15 protein-coding genes and 3 pseudogenes are annotated in these 15,224 nt (G+C 64.9%); 8 read left to right on the top strand and 10 right to left on the bottom strand.

Features of this window, described 5'->3' with window-relative positions; translation table 11 throughout:
- Window positions 1-41: 41 nt before the first annotated feature.
- A pseudogene (locus tag ACVWW3_RS19780) lies at window positions 42-197 on the bottom strand (winged helix-turn-helix domain-containing protein); the annotation flags it as partial.
- A gap of 202 nt (window positions 198-399) precedes the next feature.
- Here ACVWW3_RS19780 and ACVWW3_RS19785 point away from each other — a divergent pair.
- Window positions 400-579 carry a hypothetical protein gene (locus ACVWW3_RS19785; RefSeq protein WP_456648932.1) on the top strand — a complete coding sequence of 60 codons (180 nt, stop codon included), beginning with the start codon at window positions 400-402 and terminating at the stop codon, window positions 577-579.
- A gap of 204 nt (window positions 580-783) precedes the next feature.
- Here ACVWW3_RS19785 and ACVWW3_RS19790 read toward each other — a convergent pair.
- Window positions 784-1,261, bottom strand: a pseudogene (locus ACVWW3_RS19790) (hypothetical protein).
- Window positions 1,262-1,554: 293 nt separating this feature from the next.
- On the opposite strand from ACVWW3_RS19790, the gene glgC reads away from it, so the two are divergent.
- Genes glgC through ACVWW3_RS19805 form a run of 3 tightly spaced genes read left to right on the top strand, consistent with a single transcriptional unit; the run spans window position 1,555 to window position 4,569 of the window.
- Window positions 1,555-2,817 (top strand): glucose-1-phosphate adenylyltransferase, encoded by a 1,263-nt coding sequence (gene glgC / locus ACVWW3_RS19795; RefSeq protein WP_247442313.1) that lies wholly within the window; start codon window positions 1,555-1,557, stop codon window positions 2,815-2,817.
- Complete coding sequence (glgA, locus tag ACVWW3_RS19800) at window positions 2,814-4,271, top strand: glycogen synthase GlgA (protein ID WP_456648930.1); 1,458 nt, start codon at window positions 2,814-2,816, stop codon at window positions 4,269-4,271. The genes glgC and glgA overlap by 4 nt, the downstream gene beginning before the upstream one ends.
- A 37-nt stretch (window positions 4,272-4,308) precedes the next feature.
- On the top strand, window positions 4,309-4,569 hold the full coding sequence (locus ACVWW3_RS19805) for a SemiSWEET transporter (protein WP_247341438.1): 261 nt from the start codon (window positions 4,309-4,311) through the stop codon (window positions 4,567-4,569).
- Window positions 4,570-4,620: 51 nt separating this feature from the next.
- On the opposite strand, the gene ACVWW3_RS19810 is transcribed toward ACVWW3_RS19805, so the two are convergent.
- Entirely contained in the window at window positions 4,621-5,415 is a 795-nt protein-coding gene (locus ACVWW3_RS19810; protein ID WP_354104695.1) for a DODA-type extradiol aromatic ring-opening family dioxygenase, read from the bottom strand.
- Between the two features lie 156 nt (window positions 5,416-5,571).
- Between ACVWW3_RS19810 and ACVWW3_RS19815 the strand changes: the two genes are divergently transcribed.
- Window positions 5,572-5,751, top strand: a complete 180-nt coding sequence (locus ACVWW3_RS19815) for a hypothetical protein (RefSeq protein ID WP_247329577.1) — start codon at window positions 5,572-5,574, stop codon at window positions 5,749-5,751.
- A gap of 11 nt (window positions 5,752-5,762) precedes the next feature.
- Here the strand turns inward: ACVWW3_RS19815 and ACVWW3_RS19820 are convergent, their stop codons facing one another.
- Both ACVWW3_RS19820 and ACVWW3_RS19825 read right to left on the bottom strand, forming a co-directional pair.
- Entirely contained in the window at window positions 5,763-7,223 is a 1,461-nt protein-coding gene (locus tag ACVWW3_RS19820) for a carboxylesterase/lipase family protein (protein ID WP_456648929.1), read from the bottom strand.
- An 80-nt stretch (window positions 7,224-7,303) separates the two neighbouring features.
- Window positions 7,304-7,501 (bottom strand): hypothetical protein, encoded by a 198-nt coding sequence (locus ACVWW3_RS19825; protein WP_456672083.1) that lies wholly within the window; start codon window positions 7,499-7,501, stop codon window positions 7,304-7,306.
- 241 nt (window positions 7,502-7,742) lie between these two features.
- Between ACVWW3_RS19825 and ACVWW3_RS19830 the strand changes: the two are divergent.
- The 3 genes and pseudogenes from ACVWW3_RS19830 to ACVWW3_RS19840 all read left to right on the top strand — a co-directional run bounded on the left by ACVWW3_RS19830 (window position 7,743) and on the right by ACVWW3_RS19840 (window position 11,218).
- Window positions 7,743-10,434, top strand: a pseudogene (locus ACVWW3_RS19830) (flavin-containing monooxygenase).
- Between the two features lie 93 nt (window positions 10,435-10,527).
- On the top strand, window positions 10,528-10,800 hold the full coding sequence (locus tag ACVWW3_RS19835; RefSeq protein ID WP_247442320.1) for a hypothetical protein: 273 nt from the start codon (window positions 10,528-10,530) through the stop codon (window positions 10,798-10,800).
- A gap of 112 nt (window positions 10,801-10,912) precedes the next feature.
- Window positions 10,913-11,218 (top strand): hypothetical protein, encoded by a 306-nt coding sequence (locus tag ACVWW3_RS19840; protein WP_456648927.1) that lies wholly within the window; start codon window positions 10,913-10,915, stop codon window positions 11,216-11,218.
- A 68-nt stretch (window positions 11,219-11,286) separates the two neighbouring features.
- On the opposite strand, the gene ACVWW3_RS19845 is transcribed toward ACVWW3_RS19840, so the two are convergent.
- The 5 genes from ACVWW3_RS19845 to ACVWW3_RS19865 all read right to left on the bottom strand — a co-directional run bounded on the left by ACVWW3_RS19845 (window position 11,287) and on the right by ACVWW3_RS19865 (window position 15,138).
- Window positions 11,287-11,442: a hypothetical protein gene (locus ACVWW3_RS19845; protein ID WP_247341420.1), complete on the bottom strand. Its 156-nt coding sequence runs from the start codon at window positions 11,440-11,442 to the stop codon at window positions 11,287-11,289.
- A 116-nt stretch (window positions 11,443-11,558) separates the two neighbouring features.
- Window positions 11,559-12,077, bottom strand: coding sequence for a septal ring lytic transglycosylase RlpA family protein (locus ACVWW3_RS19850; RefSeq protein WP_247341418.1), 519 nt, complete (start codon window positions 12,075-12,077; stop codon window positions 11,559-11,561).
- Between the two features lie 93 nt (window positions 12,078-12,170).
- Window positions 12,171-12,389, bottom strand: a complete 219-nt coding sequence (locus ACVWW3_RS19855; RefSeq protein WP_456648926.1) for a hypothetical protein — start codon at window positions 12,387-12,389, stop codon at window positions 12,171-12,173.
- A 32-nt stretch (window positions 12,390-12,421) separates the two neighbouring features.
- Complete coding sequence (locus tag ACVWW3_RS19860; RefSeq protein ID WP_456648925.1) at window positions 12,422-13,672, bottom strand: DUF1501 domain-containing protein; 1,251 nt, start codon at window positions 13,670-13,672, stop codon at window positions 12,422-12,424.
- Window positions 13,673-13,674: 2 nt separating this feature from the next.
- Complete coding sequence (locus ACVWW3_RS19865; RefSeq protein WP_456648924.1) at window positions 13,675-15,138, bottom strand: DUF1800 domain-containing protein; 1,464 nt, start codon at window positions 15,136-15,138, stop codon at window positions 13,675-13,677.
- Between the last annotated feature and the right edge of the window lie 86 nt (window positions 15,139-15,224).

The following is a 15,224-nucleotide window of genomic DNA, read 5'->3' on the forward strand; positions in this document are numbered from 1 at the left end:
GACTCGCTGACGTGCAGATCGGACCAGACCGCGTCGAGCAACTCTTCCTTGGTGACGAGCTCACCGGGCCGACCGACAAGATAGCAAAGAACCTCGAACGGCTTCGGCGCCAGCGCGATCCGCTCCCCGCCTCGCCACAATAGCGCGTTGGCCCGGTCGAGGCGGAATTCACCAAAGGCAAGCGCGTCTCTACGCACGGCTCCAACCCCCGGATGCTCCCCGATCTTAAGGGAAAGCTCAGCCAAATGTAAGGGCGCGCTAAAGACCTGCGCCCTGCGCCGGCACTAGCATTGGCCTGTCCACTTCAGAGACGCCGGCAAGGCGTCGGACGGCCTTTTCATCACACTGTCATTTCAGTCGACAGGCAGTCGATGCCTGAATTCCGGCAAGGAGTTGGCCATGAGCATTTTAAAACACCTGGCGATCTCGCCTCTCGCTTTTGCCATTCGCCATTGCGACGTCAGGGTCATATTGAGCGCCACCGTCCTCAGCCGCATCTTTCTCGTCGCCATCTATCTTGCGTGCGGCGGCCCGGGCCTGTCCGGGCCCGATCTCACCAACACCATCGCGCTGCCATGACCTCGGGACCGCTCGAATGGTGCATCGAGATCGCGATCATCGTCGCGATCTGCATCGGGATTGTCGCGGGCGGGCATGGCCGGCTCGTAGTGCCGCATCACCGGGTTCAACGCGCGCAAGCCGATCGGACCGCTTGCGTGCAGCGGCCCTCAAACCTCTTCAGCATCGTCGCGCTGCGGCGAGGCGCTCCGCCCGTTTGATCGATCACCAATATCCGCGATGATAGGCCCGGTACGGCCGGTAGTAGCCGTAGCGCGGACCGTAATATGGACGATAGGCGCGATAGCCGTAGTAGCGGGGACGCGCGTAGTAGCCGCCATAACCGTAACCCGGACCATAAGCATAACCCGATCCGTAGCCGCCGCCATAATAGGCGGGCGCATAACCGTAGCCCGGCCCCCGGATATCCGTAGCCGCCCCCATAGTATGGGCCGCCGCCATATCCATAGCCATAAGGCGCGCTGCTGGCGATGGCGCTGCCGATGATCGCGCCGGCCGCGAGGCCGCCAATACCCCATCCAAAACCTCGGCCGCGCCAGTACACCTGCGTAGCATCATCGCCGACCGCGGCTTTCATGGTCGCGACATTGGTCGGCAGCGGAGCTGCTGCCGCCTGCTCGACCTGGCCGGCCATCACCGCACCCGCCAGCGAACAGGCAATTGTCATTTTCCAGATACTCATCGCCTCACTCCCTGTTTGACGTTCCGCTCGGAAGAGGATCGCGGTCGCATGATCGGGCATCCTTGCGCCAAGTCAAAGGCTCAAAAGTCGCGCCTCCAATTGCGTGCACCGCACAAGATGGGATGCCTCAATTGTCATCAGACCGGAGGCCGCAGACCCGGCAAAGCATTAAGCTTCCCGCGCATTCGCAACCAACAACCACCTTCCCGATTGACTATTCGGGCCGTTACTATCGGTTCCGAAGTGCGCGGCCGGGAGGCTTCTGGCGAGCGCCAGAGTTGTGGGAGGATGACATGAGTGCCGCGAGACCCGAGCCGCTTGCCCGTCAGGCCCTGGCGTTCGTCCTGGCCGGCGGACGCGGCAGCCGGCTCCTGGAGCTGACCGACCGGCGCGCCAAGCCTGCGGTCTATTTCGGCGGAAAATCCCGCATCATCGATTTCGCGCTTTCAAACGCGGTGAACTCGGGCATCCGCCGCATCGCAGTCGCCACCCAGTACAAGGCGCACAGCCTGATCCGGCACCTTCAGATGGGTTGGAACTTCTTCCGTCCCGAGCGCAACGAGAGCTTCGACATTCTCCCGGCCAGCCAGCGCGTCTCCGAGAACATGTGGTATGTCGGCACGGCGGATGCGGTCTACCAGAACATCGATATCATCGAATCCCACGCCTGCCGCTTCATCGTGGTTCTCGCCGGCGACCATGTCTATAAAATGGATTACGAGGTGATGCTGCGCCAGCATGTCGAGAGCGGCGCTGACGTCACCGTCGGCTGCCTCGAAATGCCGCGGGCGGAATCCTCCGGCTTCGGCATCATGCATATCGACGAGAATGGCTGGATCAAGTCGTTCCTGGAAAAGCCGAAAGATCCGCCGCCGATGCCGGGGAAGCCGGACGTCTCGCTCGCCAGCATGGGCATCTACGTGTTCGACGCGAAACTCCTGTTCGAGGAGCTCAAGCGCGACGCCGAGGATCCGAACTCCAACCACGATTTCGGCAAGGACATCATCCCCTACCTCGTCAAGAACGGCCGCGCCATGGCGCACCAGTACTCGACCTCCTGCGTCCGCTCCGGCAGCGACCCCCGCGCCTATTGGCGCGATGTCGGCACGGTCGACGCCTATTGGGCCGCCAATATCGACCTCACCGACGTGGTACCCGAGCTCGATTTGTTCGACAGCGCCTGGCCGATCTGGTCCTATTCGGAGATCACGCCACCGGCAAAGTTCGTCCACGACGAGGAGAGCCGACGCGGCCAGGCCGTGAGTTCGCTGGTCTCGGGCGGCTGCATCATTTCCGGCGCCTCGCTGCGACGCTCGCTGCTGTTCACCGGCGTACGCGTCAACTCCTACGCCAATGTCGAGAACGCCGTGATCATGCCCTACGTCAATGTCGGCCGCGGCGCGCGCTTGAAGAACGTCGTGATCGACCGCGGCGTCGAGATTCCGGAAGGACTCGTCGTCGGCGAGGATCCCGAGTTGGACGCCAGGCGCTTCCGCACCACCGAACAGGGCATTTCGCTCATCACCCAGTCGATGCTGGACAGGCTCAATACATGACGTCTGTTCGCGTCCTCGCGGTCGCCTCTGAAGTCTATCCCATCGTCAAGACCGGCGGCCTCGCGGATGTCGCGGGCGCGCTGCCGCTCGCGCTGCAAGCTCATGGCGTCGAGATGCGCACGCTGATGCCGGGCTATCCCGACGTGATGCGGATGCTGGGGGGAGCCGACGAGATCCGGCGCTGGCCGGATTATTTCGGCGGCCCCGGGCGCCTGCTCGCGGGCTCGCATGACGGGCTCGATCTGTTCGTGCTCGACGTGCCGCATCTCTACGCGCGGCCGGGCAATCCCTACGTCACCGCCGAGGGCGTCGACTGGCCGGACAATGGCGTGCGCTTCGCGGCGCTGTCGCGCATCGCCGCCGATATCGGCCACGGTCTCGTTCCCGCCTTCGTGCCCGACGTCGTGCACGCCCATGACTGGCAGGCCGGGCTCGCGCCGGCCTATCTGCACTATGACAGCCGACCGCGGCCCGGCACCGTGATGACCATCCACAACATGGCCTATCAGGGCAAGTTCGCTCCCGAGCTGATCGGTTCGATTGGCCTGCCCTGGCACGCCCTCGGCATCGACGACCTCGAATATTTCGGCGGCATCAGTTTTTTGAAGGCAGGCCTGCAATTCGCCGATCGCGTCACCACGGTCTCGCCGACCTATGCGCGGGAGATCCAGAGCGACGAGGGCGGCATGGGGTTCGGCGGCTTGCTTCGCTCCCGTGCGAACGTTCTGAGCGGCATTCTCAACGGCATCGACATCGATGTGTGGAATCCGCAGACCGATCCGCACATCTCCTACCGCTTCGGCGCAGAGGATCTCACCTTCCGGGCCGCGAACAAGGCGGTGCTTCAGCAGCAATTCAATCTCGATTCCTCGGACGAGACGCCATTGCTCGGCGTCATCAGCCGCCTGTCGTGGCAGAAGGGGCTCGATCTCCTGCTCGAGGCCATTCCGACCATCCTGAGCGAAGGCATGCAGCTCGCGCTGCTCGGAAGCGGCGACCGCGATCTCCAGGAACGCTATCAGGCCGCCGCACGCGCGAACCCGGGCCGGATCGGGGTCGTGATCGGCTACGACGAGATCATGGCGCATCTGATCCAGGCCGGCTCGGACGCGCTCATCGTTCCGTCACGCTTCGAGCCGTGCGGCCTGACCCAGCTCTGTGCGCTACGCTATGGCGCCGTGCCCATCGTCTCGCGCGTCGGAGGCCTCGAGGATACCATCGTCGATATCGGCGAGGCCGATAAATCGGGCCATGATGCCACCGGCTTCAAATTCGGCCCCGTGACCGCGGATGCCCTCGCCGGCACGCTGCGCAAGGCAAACACCACCTTCCACGACAAGCTGACCTGGCGCCGTCTGCAACTGGGCGGCCTCGCGACCGACGTGTCCTGGCGCAACCGTGCCGGCGACTATGCCGCGCTTTATCGCGGGCTGATGGCGTCCCGCCGCGCCTGAGGCCTGATCGTCCTCGAATCCATGCTATAGAGCCGGCATGGAACCCCTTACGATCAAGCTGATCGGCTTTGCCGCCGCCACCTGCACCACCGTCGCCTACGCGCCGCAGGTCATCAAAGTCTGGAAGACCCGCTCGGCGCGCGACATTTCGCTCGGCATGTTTCTCATCATGGTGCTGGGCCTCGCGCTCTGGCTCGTCTACGGCCTGCTCTCTGGCGACGCGCCCCTGGTCGCTGCCAACGCCATCACCATGCTGCTCGCCGGCGGCATCTTGTTCATGAAGCTGAAATACGGGTGAGGCTAGCGCGATCCTAGGGTGGATTAGCGAAGCGCAATCCGCCCTACGAGTTCACCCGAACACATACGACGCCATCGCAACGTTAGCGACCTCGTCGACGAAGACGCGCTTGCCCGCGTCGCTGCCGGCGGCGCCGGCGGCCACCATCAGCGGCAGCAGATGATCTTCACGCGGATGCGCGAGACGCGCACTCGGCGCGTTCTCCCAGTCAACCAGCATCGCGTTGCGGCGCGCCGAGTCCGGACTGCCGATCGCCTCGTTCAGATAGGCCTCGAAATCATACGAGACCGGCTTCGACTCCGCCCGGCCAAACCCGCGCATGTTGTGATAGGTGAGCCCGCTGCCGACGATCAGAATGCCTTCATCCCGGAGCGAGGTGATCGCCTGCCCCACCCTGATGTGCTCGGCCGCGTCATAGCTCGATCTCAGCGACAGCAGCACGATCGGCATGTCGGCATTCGGATACATCAGGCCAAGCGGCACGAAGGTGCCGTGATCGAAACCCTGATTGGGATCCTCGCGGCAATCGAGGTCGGCGCGCGCAAGCAGCGCCTTCACTTCCGCCGCGAGTTCAGGCTTGCCCGGTGCCGGATATTTGAGGTGATAGGTGTGCTCGGGAAAGCCGTGATAGTCGTACACCATCGGCGGATGCGCCGAGGTGGTCACCGTGAAGGTCTCGGCCTCCCAATGGCCGGTGATGACGAGCACGGCCTTCGGGCTTGCCGGCAATAGCTGCGGTAGCCGGCCGAACGCCTCGGCAGTCTTCGCATATTGCACCCGCCTGTCCTCCATGAACGGCCAGGGACCGCCGCCATGCGACAGGAAGAGGGTCGGAAATCGCGTCATGGATGCGGGCTCGTCTCGTTGACAGCATGCGCGTGTAACAGCCGCGCGATCGGCGGCGAGCATAGGCAAACCCGTATGGTTAGCAAGGCGTTAACGATTTGCCGCCCAAAATCCGGGCGTGGCCGAAGGAGTCGGCCAGAAGACCAAGGACGTGAGATGAAGAAGTTCGCGCTGGGGGACGTCGTCAACAGTGACAAGGGCCGCCGCGGTGTGGTTCGCGCCGCCTACAGGTCGAGGGAAGGCCAGCAGTTCTACGCCGTCGAGAGGGATGGCGCGATGGATTATCTGGAAGAAGACCGGCTGAGCCCGGCGCCGCGCGTCGAGCTCGCGGCTTAAGTCCAACTCATCTAACGGCCGAGCCGGTCCAGGCGCTCCGACCAGGGGTCGTCTCCGCTCGCGATGCGATCATTCGTGATCAGCAGCAGGCGATCGCTGCCTGCCGCAGCGTCCCATTGCGGCAGGTCCGCACCGTTCGGATCGCCGCTCTTGGCGAAGTTGATCCAGTAGGCGCGCATGCGGCTTGCGACCTCGCGATCACCGCGTGACAAGATGCCCGCACCCGGCATGCCTTCTGCACCGAAGATGAACTGCAATTCCCGCCCGTGACCGCCTTCGGGGTTGGCGCGCCGTGCCTCCGGCACGTAGGCGAAGCGATAGCGGAAGGTCGGCGCGCCGCTTGCGGCATGCAGCCGCGCCAGAAGTCTCACCGGCTCCGAGAAAACCTTGTCGGTGTAGAACCTTGCCGCGCGGTCCGAAGGTTTGGCGAGGTCGGGATAGAGCTTGCGCAGTTCGTCGCTGGTGATGCCTGACGATGCCAGCTCCTCCCGGATATCGAGCTCGCTGTCGAAACCCGTCTCGTCATCGTTCGAACCGATGATCATGGGAATGCGGGCCTCACGTCCGGCCGCGAAGCCTGCGGCGATCTCCTCGCTCACCAGACGTCCGTCGATCGTCGGCGCAAAACTGCGCGGCGATTTTTCGAGCAGATGTTTTTCGGCGGCAATCAGGCGTCGCGGTTCGGCTGCGCGCAAATCAGCCTGTTGACCAAGCGCCGCGACGAATTGCCGGCTCACAATCTCGGCCTCTTTCGCCGAGCGCAGCCGCGCACGGCCAGGGACCGATTGCAGAATGGCTTTCTGAAAGAGCGCGCGCGATTGCGCACATAGCATCAAGAGCGCGATCGAGGTCGCGCCTGCGCCGCTGCCAAACAAAGTGACGTTGTTCGGATCGCCACCGAAGGCCGCGATGTTGTCGTGCACCCAATGCAATGCGGCGATCTGGTCCATCAGGCCGTAATTGCCGGAGCCGCCTTCCGACAGCGCGGGCTCGGTAAGCCAGCCGAGCGCGCCGAGGCGAAAATTCACGGTCACCACGATGAGGCCGGCCTGCGCCAGCCTGCCGCCGTCGAACAGCGGATCGTTCGCGGTGCCGCGGACGAAAGCGCCGCCGTGGATGAATAGCATCACCGGCAGCGGGCCATCGACCCCGAACGGACGAAACACGTTCAGCGTGAGGCAATCCTCGCTCGCGCCCGGCAGCGACGGCTGAAGGCACGGCGCGCCGTATTTGTAGGCCGTGCGCATCTCCGAACTCTCGGCCGTTGCCTGCGGCGGACGCCAGCGCAGCGGCCCGATTGGCGCGGCCGCATAGGCCAGCCCCTTGAACGACGCCACCTCGCCTTCGACGGCGCCAAGCATCTGTCCTTCACGCGTCAGCGCGAACGGAAATTGGCCGACCGGCTGGGCCACGGCCGAGCCGTTGCAACAGAGGATGACAGAAGCCGCAAAAAGCGCGAACACGGACCGCATCTTCGGAGCATCTCGATGCGCGGAAGGGTTCGGTCAGGTTATGTCCGTCGTCCATAGCGAGGCAAGCGCCGCGGCGGCGCCTAGCTGCCCTTGGCGATAAGCTCAGCCAGTGCGTGCCGTGCGATGATGCCGAGTTCACCGAGCGTGGAGTGGCCTGACTGCGCCGCCTCGATCAGGCGCTGGGCGATGAACCTGCGGCTGTCGTGATCGCCGCCATGCGGCAGTTGACGGCACGTCTCCTCCAGGACGACGTCCAATGTTCGCTCTGGTTCGCTCACTCAACTCTGTCATGACGCCCTGGATATGCGTGGCTTGTAGCCGCAAGCATACACAGACGGATCATCCATGATTAGCCCGGGTAATCACGGCCATTGTGCATCGCGATGCGTGCATTGAAGCAAGGTTCGCGCGGCCATGATGACGCCGCAAACAGCTACCGAAGATTGCACTTGCTCTGATGACAAGCCGAGCCTGCGGCGATAGCCTGCCGGCAAAACAAAACATACGGGAGGAAATACCATGCCTGACGCAATGGTTGCTGCACGTGCCTCTGACGCGGGTCGCGGAGCCAGTCAGCAGGTCGATGTTGCCGTGGTGGGGGCCGGGTTTGCCGGCCTCTATCTTCTCCATCGGCTGCGCAAGGCCGGCCTCACGGCGGTCGCCCTCGAAGAAGCCGGCGATGTCGGCGGCACCTGGTACTGGAACCGTTATCCCGGCGCGCGCTGCGATATCCAGACCATCGATTACAGCTATACGTTCGATCCGGAACTCGACAAGGCCTGGACCTGGTCGGAAAAATACGCCGCCCAGCCCGAGATCCTGCGCTATCTCGGCTTCGTCGCCGACCGCTACGATCTCAGGCGCGACATCCGCTTCAAGACCAAGGTGACCGAAGCCAAATGGGACGAAGCGACCGAACGCTGGCAGCTCACCACCGACAACGGCGCACCGGTCTCCTGCCGCCATTACATCATGGCCACCGGCTGCCTTTCCGCGCCAAAGCCGCCCGAGATCGACGGCGTCAAGGATTTTGGCGGCGAGGTTTATTTCACCGGACGCTGGCCGCATGACGGCGTCAATCTCGCCGGCAAGCGCGTCGCCGTGATCGGCACGGGCTCATCGGCCATCCAGTCGATCCCGCTGATCGCCGAGCAGGCCGCGCATCTGACCGTATTCCAGCGCACGCCGAATTTCGCGCTGCCGGCGGGTAACGGTCCGGCGCCGGAAGATCGCAAGACCTTCTTCGAAAGCGACCGCGCCGCATATCGCGATCAAGCACGCTTGTCGATGACGGGCGTGCCGTATCCGCAGCAGACGGTGGTAAGTTGGCAGTTGAGCGATGCCGAGCGTCGCGAGCGCTTCGAACGCGCCTGGGCCGCGGGCGACCTCGTCCACATCCTGACCCAGCTCTGGGCCGACCAGGGCGTGGATGTCGATGGTAATGCGCTGATCGGCGAGCTGATCCGCGAGAAGATCGGCGCAGCCGTGAAGGATCCGGAGACGGCGGCGGCACTGATGCCCCACGATCATCCCTTCGGCGCAAAACGCCCCTGCCTCGACACCAACTACTACGCGACCTACAACCGGCCGAACGTCACGCTGGTCAATCTGCGCCAGGAGCCGATCAAGGCGATCACCGCAAGCGGCATCACGACGGCCAAGCGCAGCGTCGACGTCGATGTCATCGTGTTCGCGACCGGCTTCGACGCCATGACCGGCGCGATCCGCGCCGTGCATCCGATCACCGGACGTGGCGGCAAATCGCTCAGCGATGTCTGGGCACAGGGACCGCAGTCCTATCTCGGGCTCACTGTCGAGGGCTTTCCGAACTTCTTCATGATCACCGGCCCCGGCAGCCCGTCGGTGCTGTCGAACATGGCGGTGTCGATCGAGCAGCATGTGGACTGGGTCGTCGACCGGCTCAAGGCATTGCGCGACGCCGGCTTCACCACGATCGAGCCGACCGAGACGGCGCAGGCCGGCTGGGGCCGGCACATGGCCGACTGCTCGATGGTGACGCTGCACCGGCTCGCCAACACCTGGTACACGGGCGCCAACGTGCCCGGCAAGGTGCAGGGCCTGATGCCCTATACCGGCGGCGTCGGCCCTTATCGCAGCATCTGCGACGAGGTCACGAGCCGCGGCATGCTCGGCTTCAAGCTGACCGGCCCCAACGTTGCCGCGCAATGCAATGACGGCGAAGTGGTGCGCCTGCAGCCGGATGTGCGGCTGGTGCTGAACCTGTTGGCGTCGCTGAATCTGCCGCAGATCGAGTCGATGGGCGCGATCGGTGCCCGCGCCTTCGTCGACGAGTTCAACAAGGGCCGGCCTGCGGGACGGCCGATCGGCGACATCGTCGACGGCACCCTGCCCGGCACCGACGGCCCGCTGTCGTACCGCGTGTACCGGTCGGCGACGCCGGGGCCGCATCCGGTCGTGGTCTATTTCCACGGCGGCGGCTGGGTGCTCGGCGACGAGCAGTCGGACGATCCGTTCTGCCGCGACATGGTGCGGCGGACCGGCATGATGCTCGTCAGCGTCGGCTATCGTCATGCGCCCGAGCATCGTTTCCCGGCCGCAGCCGAAGACGGCTATGCAGCGACGCGCTGGATCGCCGAGCACGCCGCCGAGCTCGGCGGCAAGCCGGGCCCGGTGCTGGTCGCAGGCTGGAGCGCCGGCGGCAACATCGCCGCCGTCACTTGTCAGCTCGCACGCGATCGCGGCGGCCCCGGAGATTGCCGGCCAGCTCCTGATCTGCCCGGTCACCGACTGCACCTTCGATCGTCCCTCCTATAACGACAATGCGACCGGCTATTTCCTGACCCGCTCGCTGATGTACTGGTTCTGGGATCTCTACTGTTCGCCAGCCGACCGCACCGATCCGCGCGTCTCGCCGCTCCGCGGCAAGGTTGCGGGCCTGCCGCCGGCCTTCGTCGTCACCTGCGAATTCGATCCCCTGCGCGACGAGGGCATCGCCTACGCCGAGGCAATGGCGGCCGCCGGCGTCCCGGTCGAGCAACTTAGGGCGCGCGGTCATTTCCACTCGTCCTTCGCCATGGTGGACGTGGTGATCACCGGGGTCTCCGGCCGGGTGCAGATGGCCGAGGCGTTGCGGCGCTTCGCCGGGCTTCCGCCAAAGGTCGGTCGCGGCGACGAGATCAGCCACGGTCACGCCAGCCCGGAGCCCAGAATCGCGGCGGCCGCGAGCTGACAGCGACAAAGCGGCCTGGGAACTTTTTCCCGGCCGCTGCGTTTTGTGGGGCGGCACCCGTGTAATGGAGTGCGTGTTGCGTGAGGTGGGGCGATGGGCGACGTGGTTGCGGATTCAAAGGTTGATTTTGGCGCGGCTGCGGCCCTGTATAAATGGCCTTCGCTTGCGAACCAGCGCCGGCCGGACCGGGATTCCTATCAGGTGAGCCAAGGCACTCTGGACGAATGCATCTCGGCTTTCATGGAGAAGCCGGCGACGACCAGGCATCTCTATGAAATTCACACGGCGGCGCAGCCGTCGCTGGTCACGGATATCCTCTCGCCCGAGCACGTCACCGAGCTATCGCGGCTCAGGGAATATCTCTGATTGCCTGCAGGCGCCGAAGCTGCACGCACACGACAAGCTTCTCACAAAGCAGGAACCTTCTTCCGGTTTTTCCCGTTAGTGGTGATCGGAAGCGAAGGTGTGAGTGCTTCACATGCTTGAAGCCGGCGTGCCAGCCCAGGTCGTGCCCTATGGCGCAGATCAGACCTTGTTCGTGGTGATCGATCGCCTCGACAAGGCGACAGAAATCCGCATCGAGCGAAGCGATCTCGACGCCACCATCGGCGAGCTCGTCGCCGGCTGCTTCAACGATCCCATCCAGGTCATCTCGTTCAACACGCTCGAGCACTGGTTGAAAGACATCTCGACCGACGTCGCCGGTGAGATTCGGGCGCGCTGCGACATCGATGGCGTGAGGCTGCCCGACTATCTCAGCGACTTCGTCGAAAGCTATAGCTGAGCGCGCGTTACTTCGATTGCTCAGACGAGGAAGCGAGGCGTATGCGTTCAGCGCATGGATGATGAGAATCAGGCGCGCCGGTACTTGCCGGCGATGACCTCGATCTCGCGACGGCGTTCGCCCGCGAAGCTCAGGAGCTTTTCGATCGTCACTGTATCCGTGATCCGTTTGGCGAGCCGCTCGGCGCGTGTGGCCTGATCTTCGAGATACTGGATCGTGTTCAAACGCCGCCCCCCAAGAGCTCCGATTTGGAGTCCGGAATTGTTTGGATGTCGATCGTGCGTCAGAGGCGGCTAACAGCCGGTTAAGCACAGCGTCGGAAATCGATGAGAATCGCGCTTTATTGCACGACGTCGAGCCGGACATTGGTGACGCCCTTGTCGACCATGCCGAGCGCCTCAGCCGCAGAGGGAGAGATGTCGACCACGCGTCCGCGAACATAAGGCCCGCGATCGTTGATCCTGACGGTCACGAAGCGACCAGAGGAGACATCGGTGACGCGCAGCTTCGTGCCGAACGGCAGGGAGGGATGGGCCGCGGTCAATTCGTTCTTGTCGAACCTCTCGCCGCTCGCGGTCTCCGTATCCGAATAGAAGCTGGCAACGCCATGCGAGGCGGTTTGCTTTGCGTCTCCGTCGGGGACGCGCACCCGGCTGATCGGCCGTGGATGCAGTGCCGCCACCCTGTGCGGGCGCTCGACCGTGGCCTGCCGGCTGGTGCCCGCCAGATCGGCCTTCTGGCGGCCGACCGGCGATTGCGCACACGCCGCAAGCGACGCCGCACCGGCGATGGCGAGCAGCAACCGGCACGAGGTTGCCAGCGAAATCCGGGTATTTTCGGCACGTGCAAAGCGAGACATGATGCGCCCTCCGAATGGCCCGAGTTTCGGCGGGCAATGAGGGCAGAACCTTGTCGGAACAAAAGCGGGTCGGAGGCCGCAGCCGTTTCGTGTTTAGCTGTGACGATTCCACCACACTGGCTTGTCCTGAATCGAGACAGGCTCGTGGGATAAGTCCGATACGACGTGCCAGACGATGCGCGTTGCCGGCTGAACCTCGGCAGGCTTGGTGTCACCCTTCAGGAGCCGCGCGAGCTCGCGCCGATAGAGCCACTGCCAGCCTGTCTTGAGGCTGGCGAGAAAGTCGAGCTCCCGCGGTGTCAGTGTGCACATCTCGAACCCGATCCGGCTGCAACGCCGCGCTATCAGCCGACGAGGCCGCCCATCGGTCTGACATCGGCGCTGCCGGGGAAGACCGCATCGGCCAGCACCTTTTCCTCGACGCGCAGATGATCCCTCAGCAGGCCCTTCAACACCGCGCGCAAATCCGTGGTCGGCTTGAGATCGCGATCCTCGAAGAGTTGCGCCGGCTTCAGGCCAGGCCAGTCCGCGATCACGCGGCCGCCGGCGAGCGCGCCGCCGATCAGGAAAGCGACCGTGCCGGTGCCGTGATCCGTACCCTGCGTCCCGTTGATGCGCGCGGTGCGCCCGAACTCGGTGACGACGGCGACCACCGTCTCTCGCCAGGCCTCGCCCATGTTGCTCTCGATCGCGGCGAATGCGCCGTCGAGCGCGCCGAGCAGATTGTAGAGCTGGCCCGCGGCCGCGCCTTCGGCGATGTGCGTGTCCCAGCCGACGAAGCCCATGGCGCCGACACGCGGACCATCGGGCTTTGCGAGATAGCGCGCGGCGGTGCCGGCGGCTTCGGCAAAATAGGCGCGCACGCGCGCGATGCCGGGCGGCGCCAGCGTCGGATCGTCGGACATCGGATCGCCCGTGCCCGGTGCGCCGCCGAGCGAGGCGAGCTTCATGCGGGCCTGGAGCACGGTCGCAAGCTTCGGATCGGTGTGCTGGTAGAGATCGAGCAGGCGGTTCTGCGTGTCCTCGCTCGCCGGCAGCAATTTCTGCGGCACCCATGTCATGACAGGCGCCGAGCCGCGCACCACCAGCGGCGTCACCGAGCCAATGCCGAGTGCGCGGCTGCCGCGCGGGTCGACACGCCCGCCCGATTCCAGCGCGAGCAGCGCGCGGTTGAGCCATCCCGAGCTGGTCATGCCGGGCTTGACGAGCCCGCTCTCCAGCACGTCCTGGCCGTCGAAATGCGAGCGCTCGCGATAGGGCGTCGCGGTGGCGTGGACGATCGCAGCCTTGCCGGTCTTGTAGAGCCGATGCAGGTTCGGCATCGCCGGATTGAGCGCGAAGAAGGCATCGAGCGGCAGCGCCGGCGTCTTGCCGTCCAGCACCAGCGCGCGATCGCCGCGCAAGGAGATCCAGTCGGGATCGCCGACCGGCGCGACCGCACCGAGACCATCGAGCGCACCGCGCAGCACGATGACCAGCAGGCGCGGATCGCGCCCTTCGGCGCGCGCAAGCCGCGGCATCTGGCTCCATGCGAACAGCGCACCGGAACCGACGAGAAGCTCGCGCCGCGTGGGCAAATGATTGACGAAGCCCATACTCACCTCCTCAGAAAATCCGCCGACATGAACAGCAGCGCCAGCGCCTGCTGCCGGCTCTCGGCACGCCCGACCGCCTGCTTCACCTCGGGCGCGATCTCGGACGCGAAGACATCCTCGATGATGGCTTGCGGGTCCGCCGTGGCCGCCACGCGCTCGGCAAAATTATTGGCGATGTCGAGCCTTCGGCCAACGCCGTCGATCCAGCTTGCCTCGTCATCCGGATATCCCTTGGGCGCCGACGGGCGCCACAGTCCCTCGCCGAGCAGGTCCTGGCCGCCGGTGAAGCGCGTGGGATCGACTTCCCTGATGCCGGTTGCGCGCACCATGCCGACGACCCATTCGCCGGGACGCTTGAGTTTTGACGGCGGCCCGCGCCACGCTTCGTCTGACGAGACCAGCGCGATCGCGACCTGCTTGAGATCGCCCTCGGTGTCGCAAAAGGTTTTTGCCATCTGCGCGACGAGCGCCGGCGGCGGTTCGTCTGCCACGAAATGGCGCGCGAGTTTTGTCGCGACATGGGTCGCGGTTGCCGGATGCGCGGCGAGGTCGCGCAGCACGGCGCGGCCCTGCTCCGCGTCCTCCTGCTCGTAGCGCTTGCCGAGCACGGTCTGTCCGCCGGGCTCGTGCAGCCGCGGATTGAAGATGAACTCGCCACCGTGCTCGGGATTGTCTCCGGGCGGGACCAAGGTCCATCCCGTCAGCACATTGGCGAAGCCGATCACGTCGTCCTGAGTGTAGCCGGTGCGAACACCCAGCGTGTGCAATTCCATGATTTCGCGCGCAATGTTCTCGTTCAGGCCGCGGCTGCGGTTGATGCCGGCAATCGAGTTCGCGCCCATCGAGCCGAGATTGTCGAGATAGAACAGCATCGCCGGATGGCCTTCGACGGCCTGAAGCAGATCGGCGAAGTGACCGAGCGCATTGGCGCGAACGGCCTCGCGCTCGTAAGCACCCGACATGCTCTGGATCTTGTAGGCCGAGACGCAGAAATGGTTGGACCAGAACCACACCAGCCGCTCGGCGAAGCCGATGTCGGCGCCGAGCGCGGCTTCGGTCCGCAGCTTGGCTTCCTGCAAATACATGGGACGTCCGGGATCGGGAACGGCTTCGGCCGCCTGCTTGGCTGCCATCTCAGCCCCGTCCTTCTGCTGATTTTGCGCTGGCCCTTGCGTCTGCGTTTGGTCGTCCGACATGACCGGCGCGGACGCCGTCTGTTGCTTCTTCGCCTGCTGCTGGGCCTGCTTGGCGCGGGCCGTTCGCCGCGCATTGGCGTCGGCCACGGTGCGATGGGCTTTCGCACTGGAGGGCAGGCTGGCGGCTGCGGCAAGCGCGAGCGGGCGATCGAGTTCGGCGATCAGCGCGCCGCGCGGGTCGCTGCCGAGAGCGGCGATTGATCCCGGCCGCGGCCCCATCCCGAAGCGATGAAGCGCCAGCACAGCTTCGGCCCTTGCAGAATTGCTCATGGCGAATGCCCACTTCTTCGAGCCTGTCCGGCAACGCGCCGCAGGAGGCTACGAACTGTAATGCTACAAATCGTAGCATTCGCAGA

This window comes from Bradyrhizobium sp. LM2.9 (assembly GCF_054056555.1).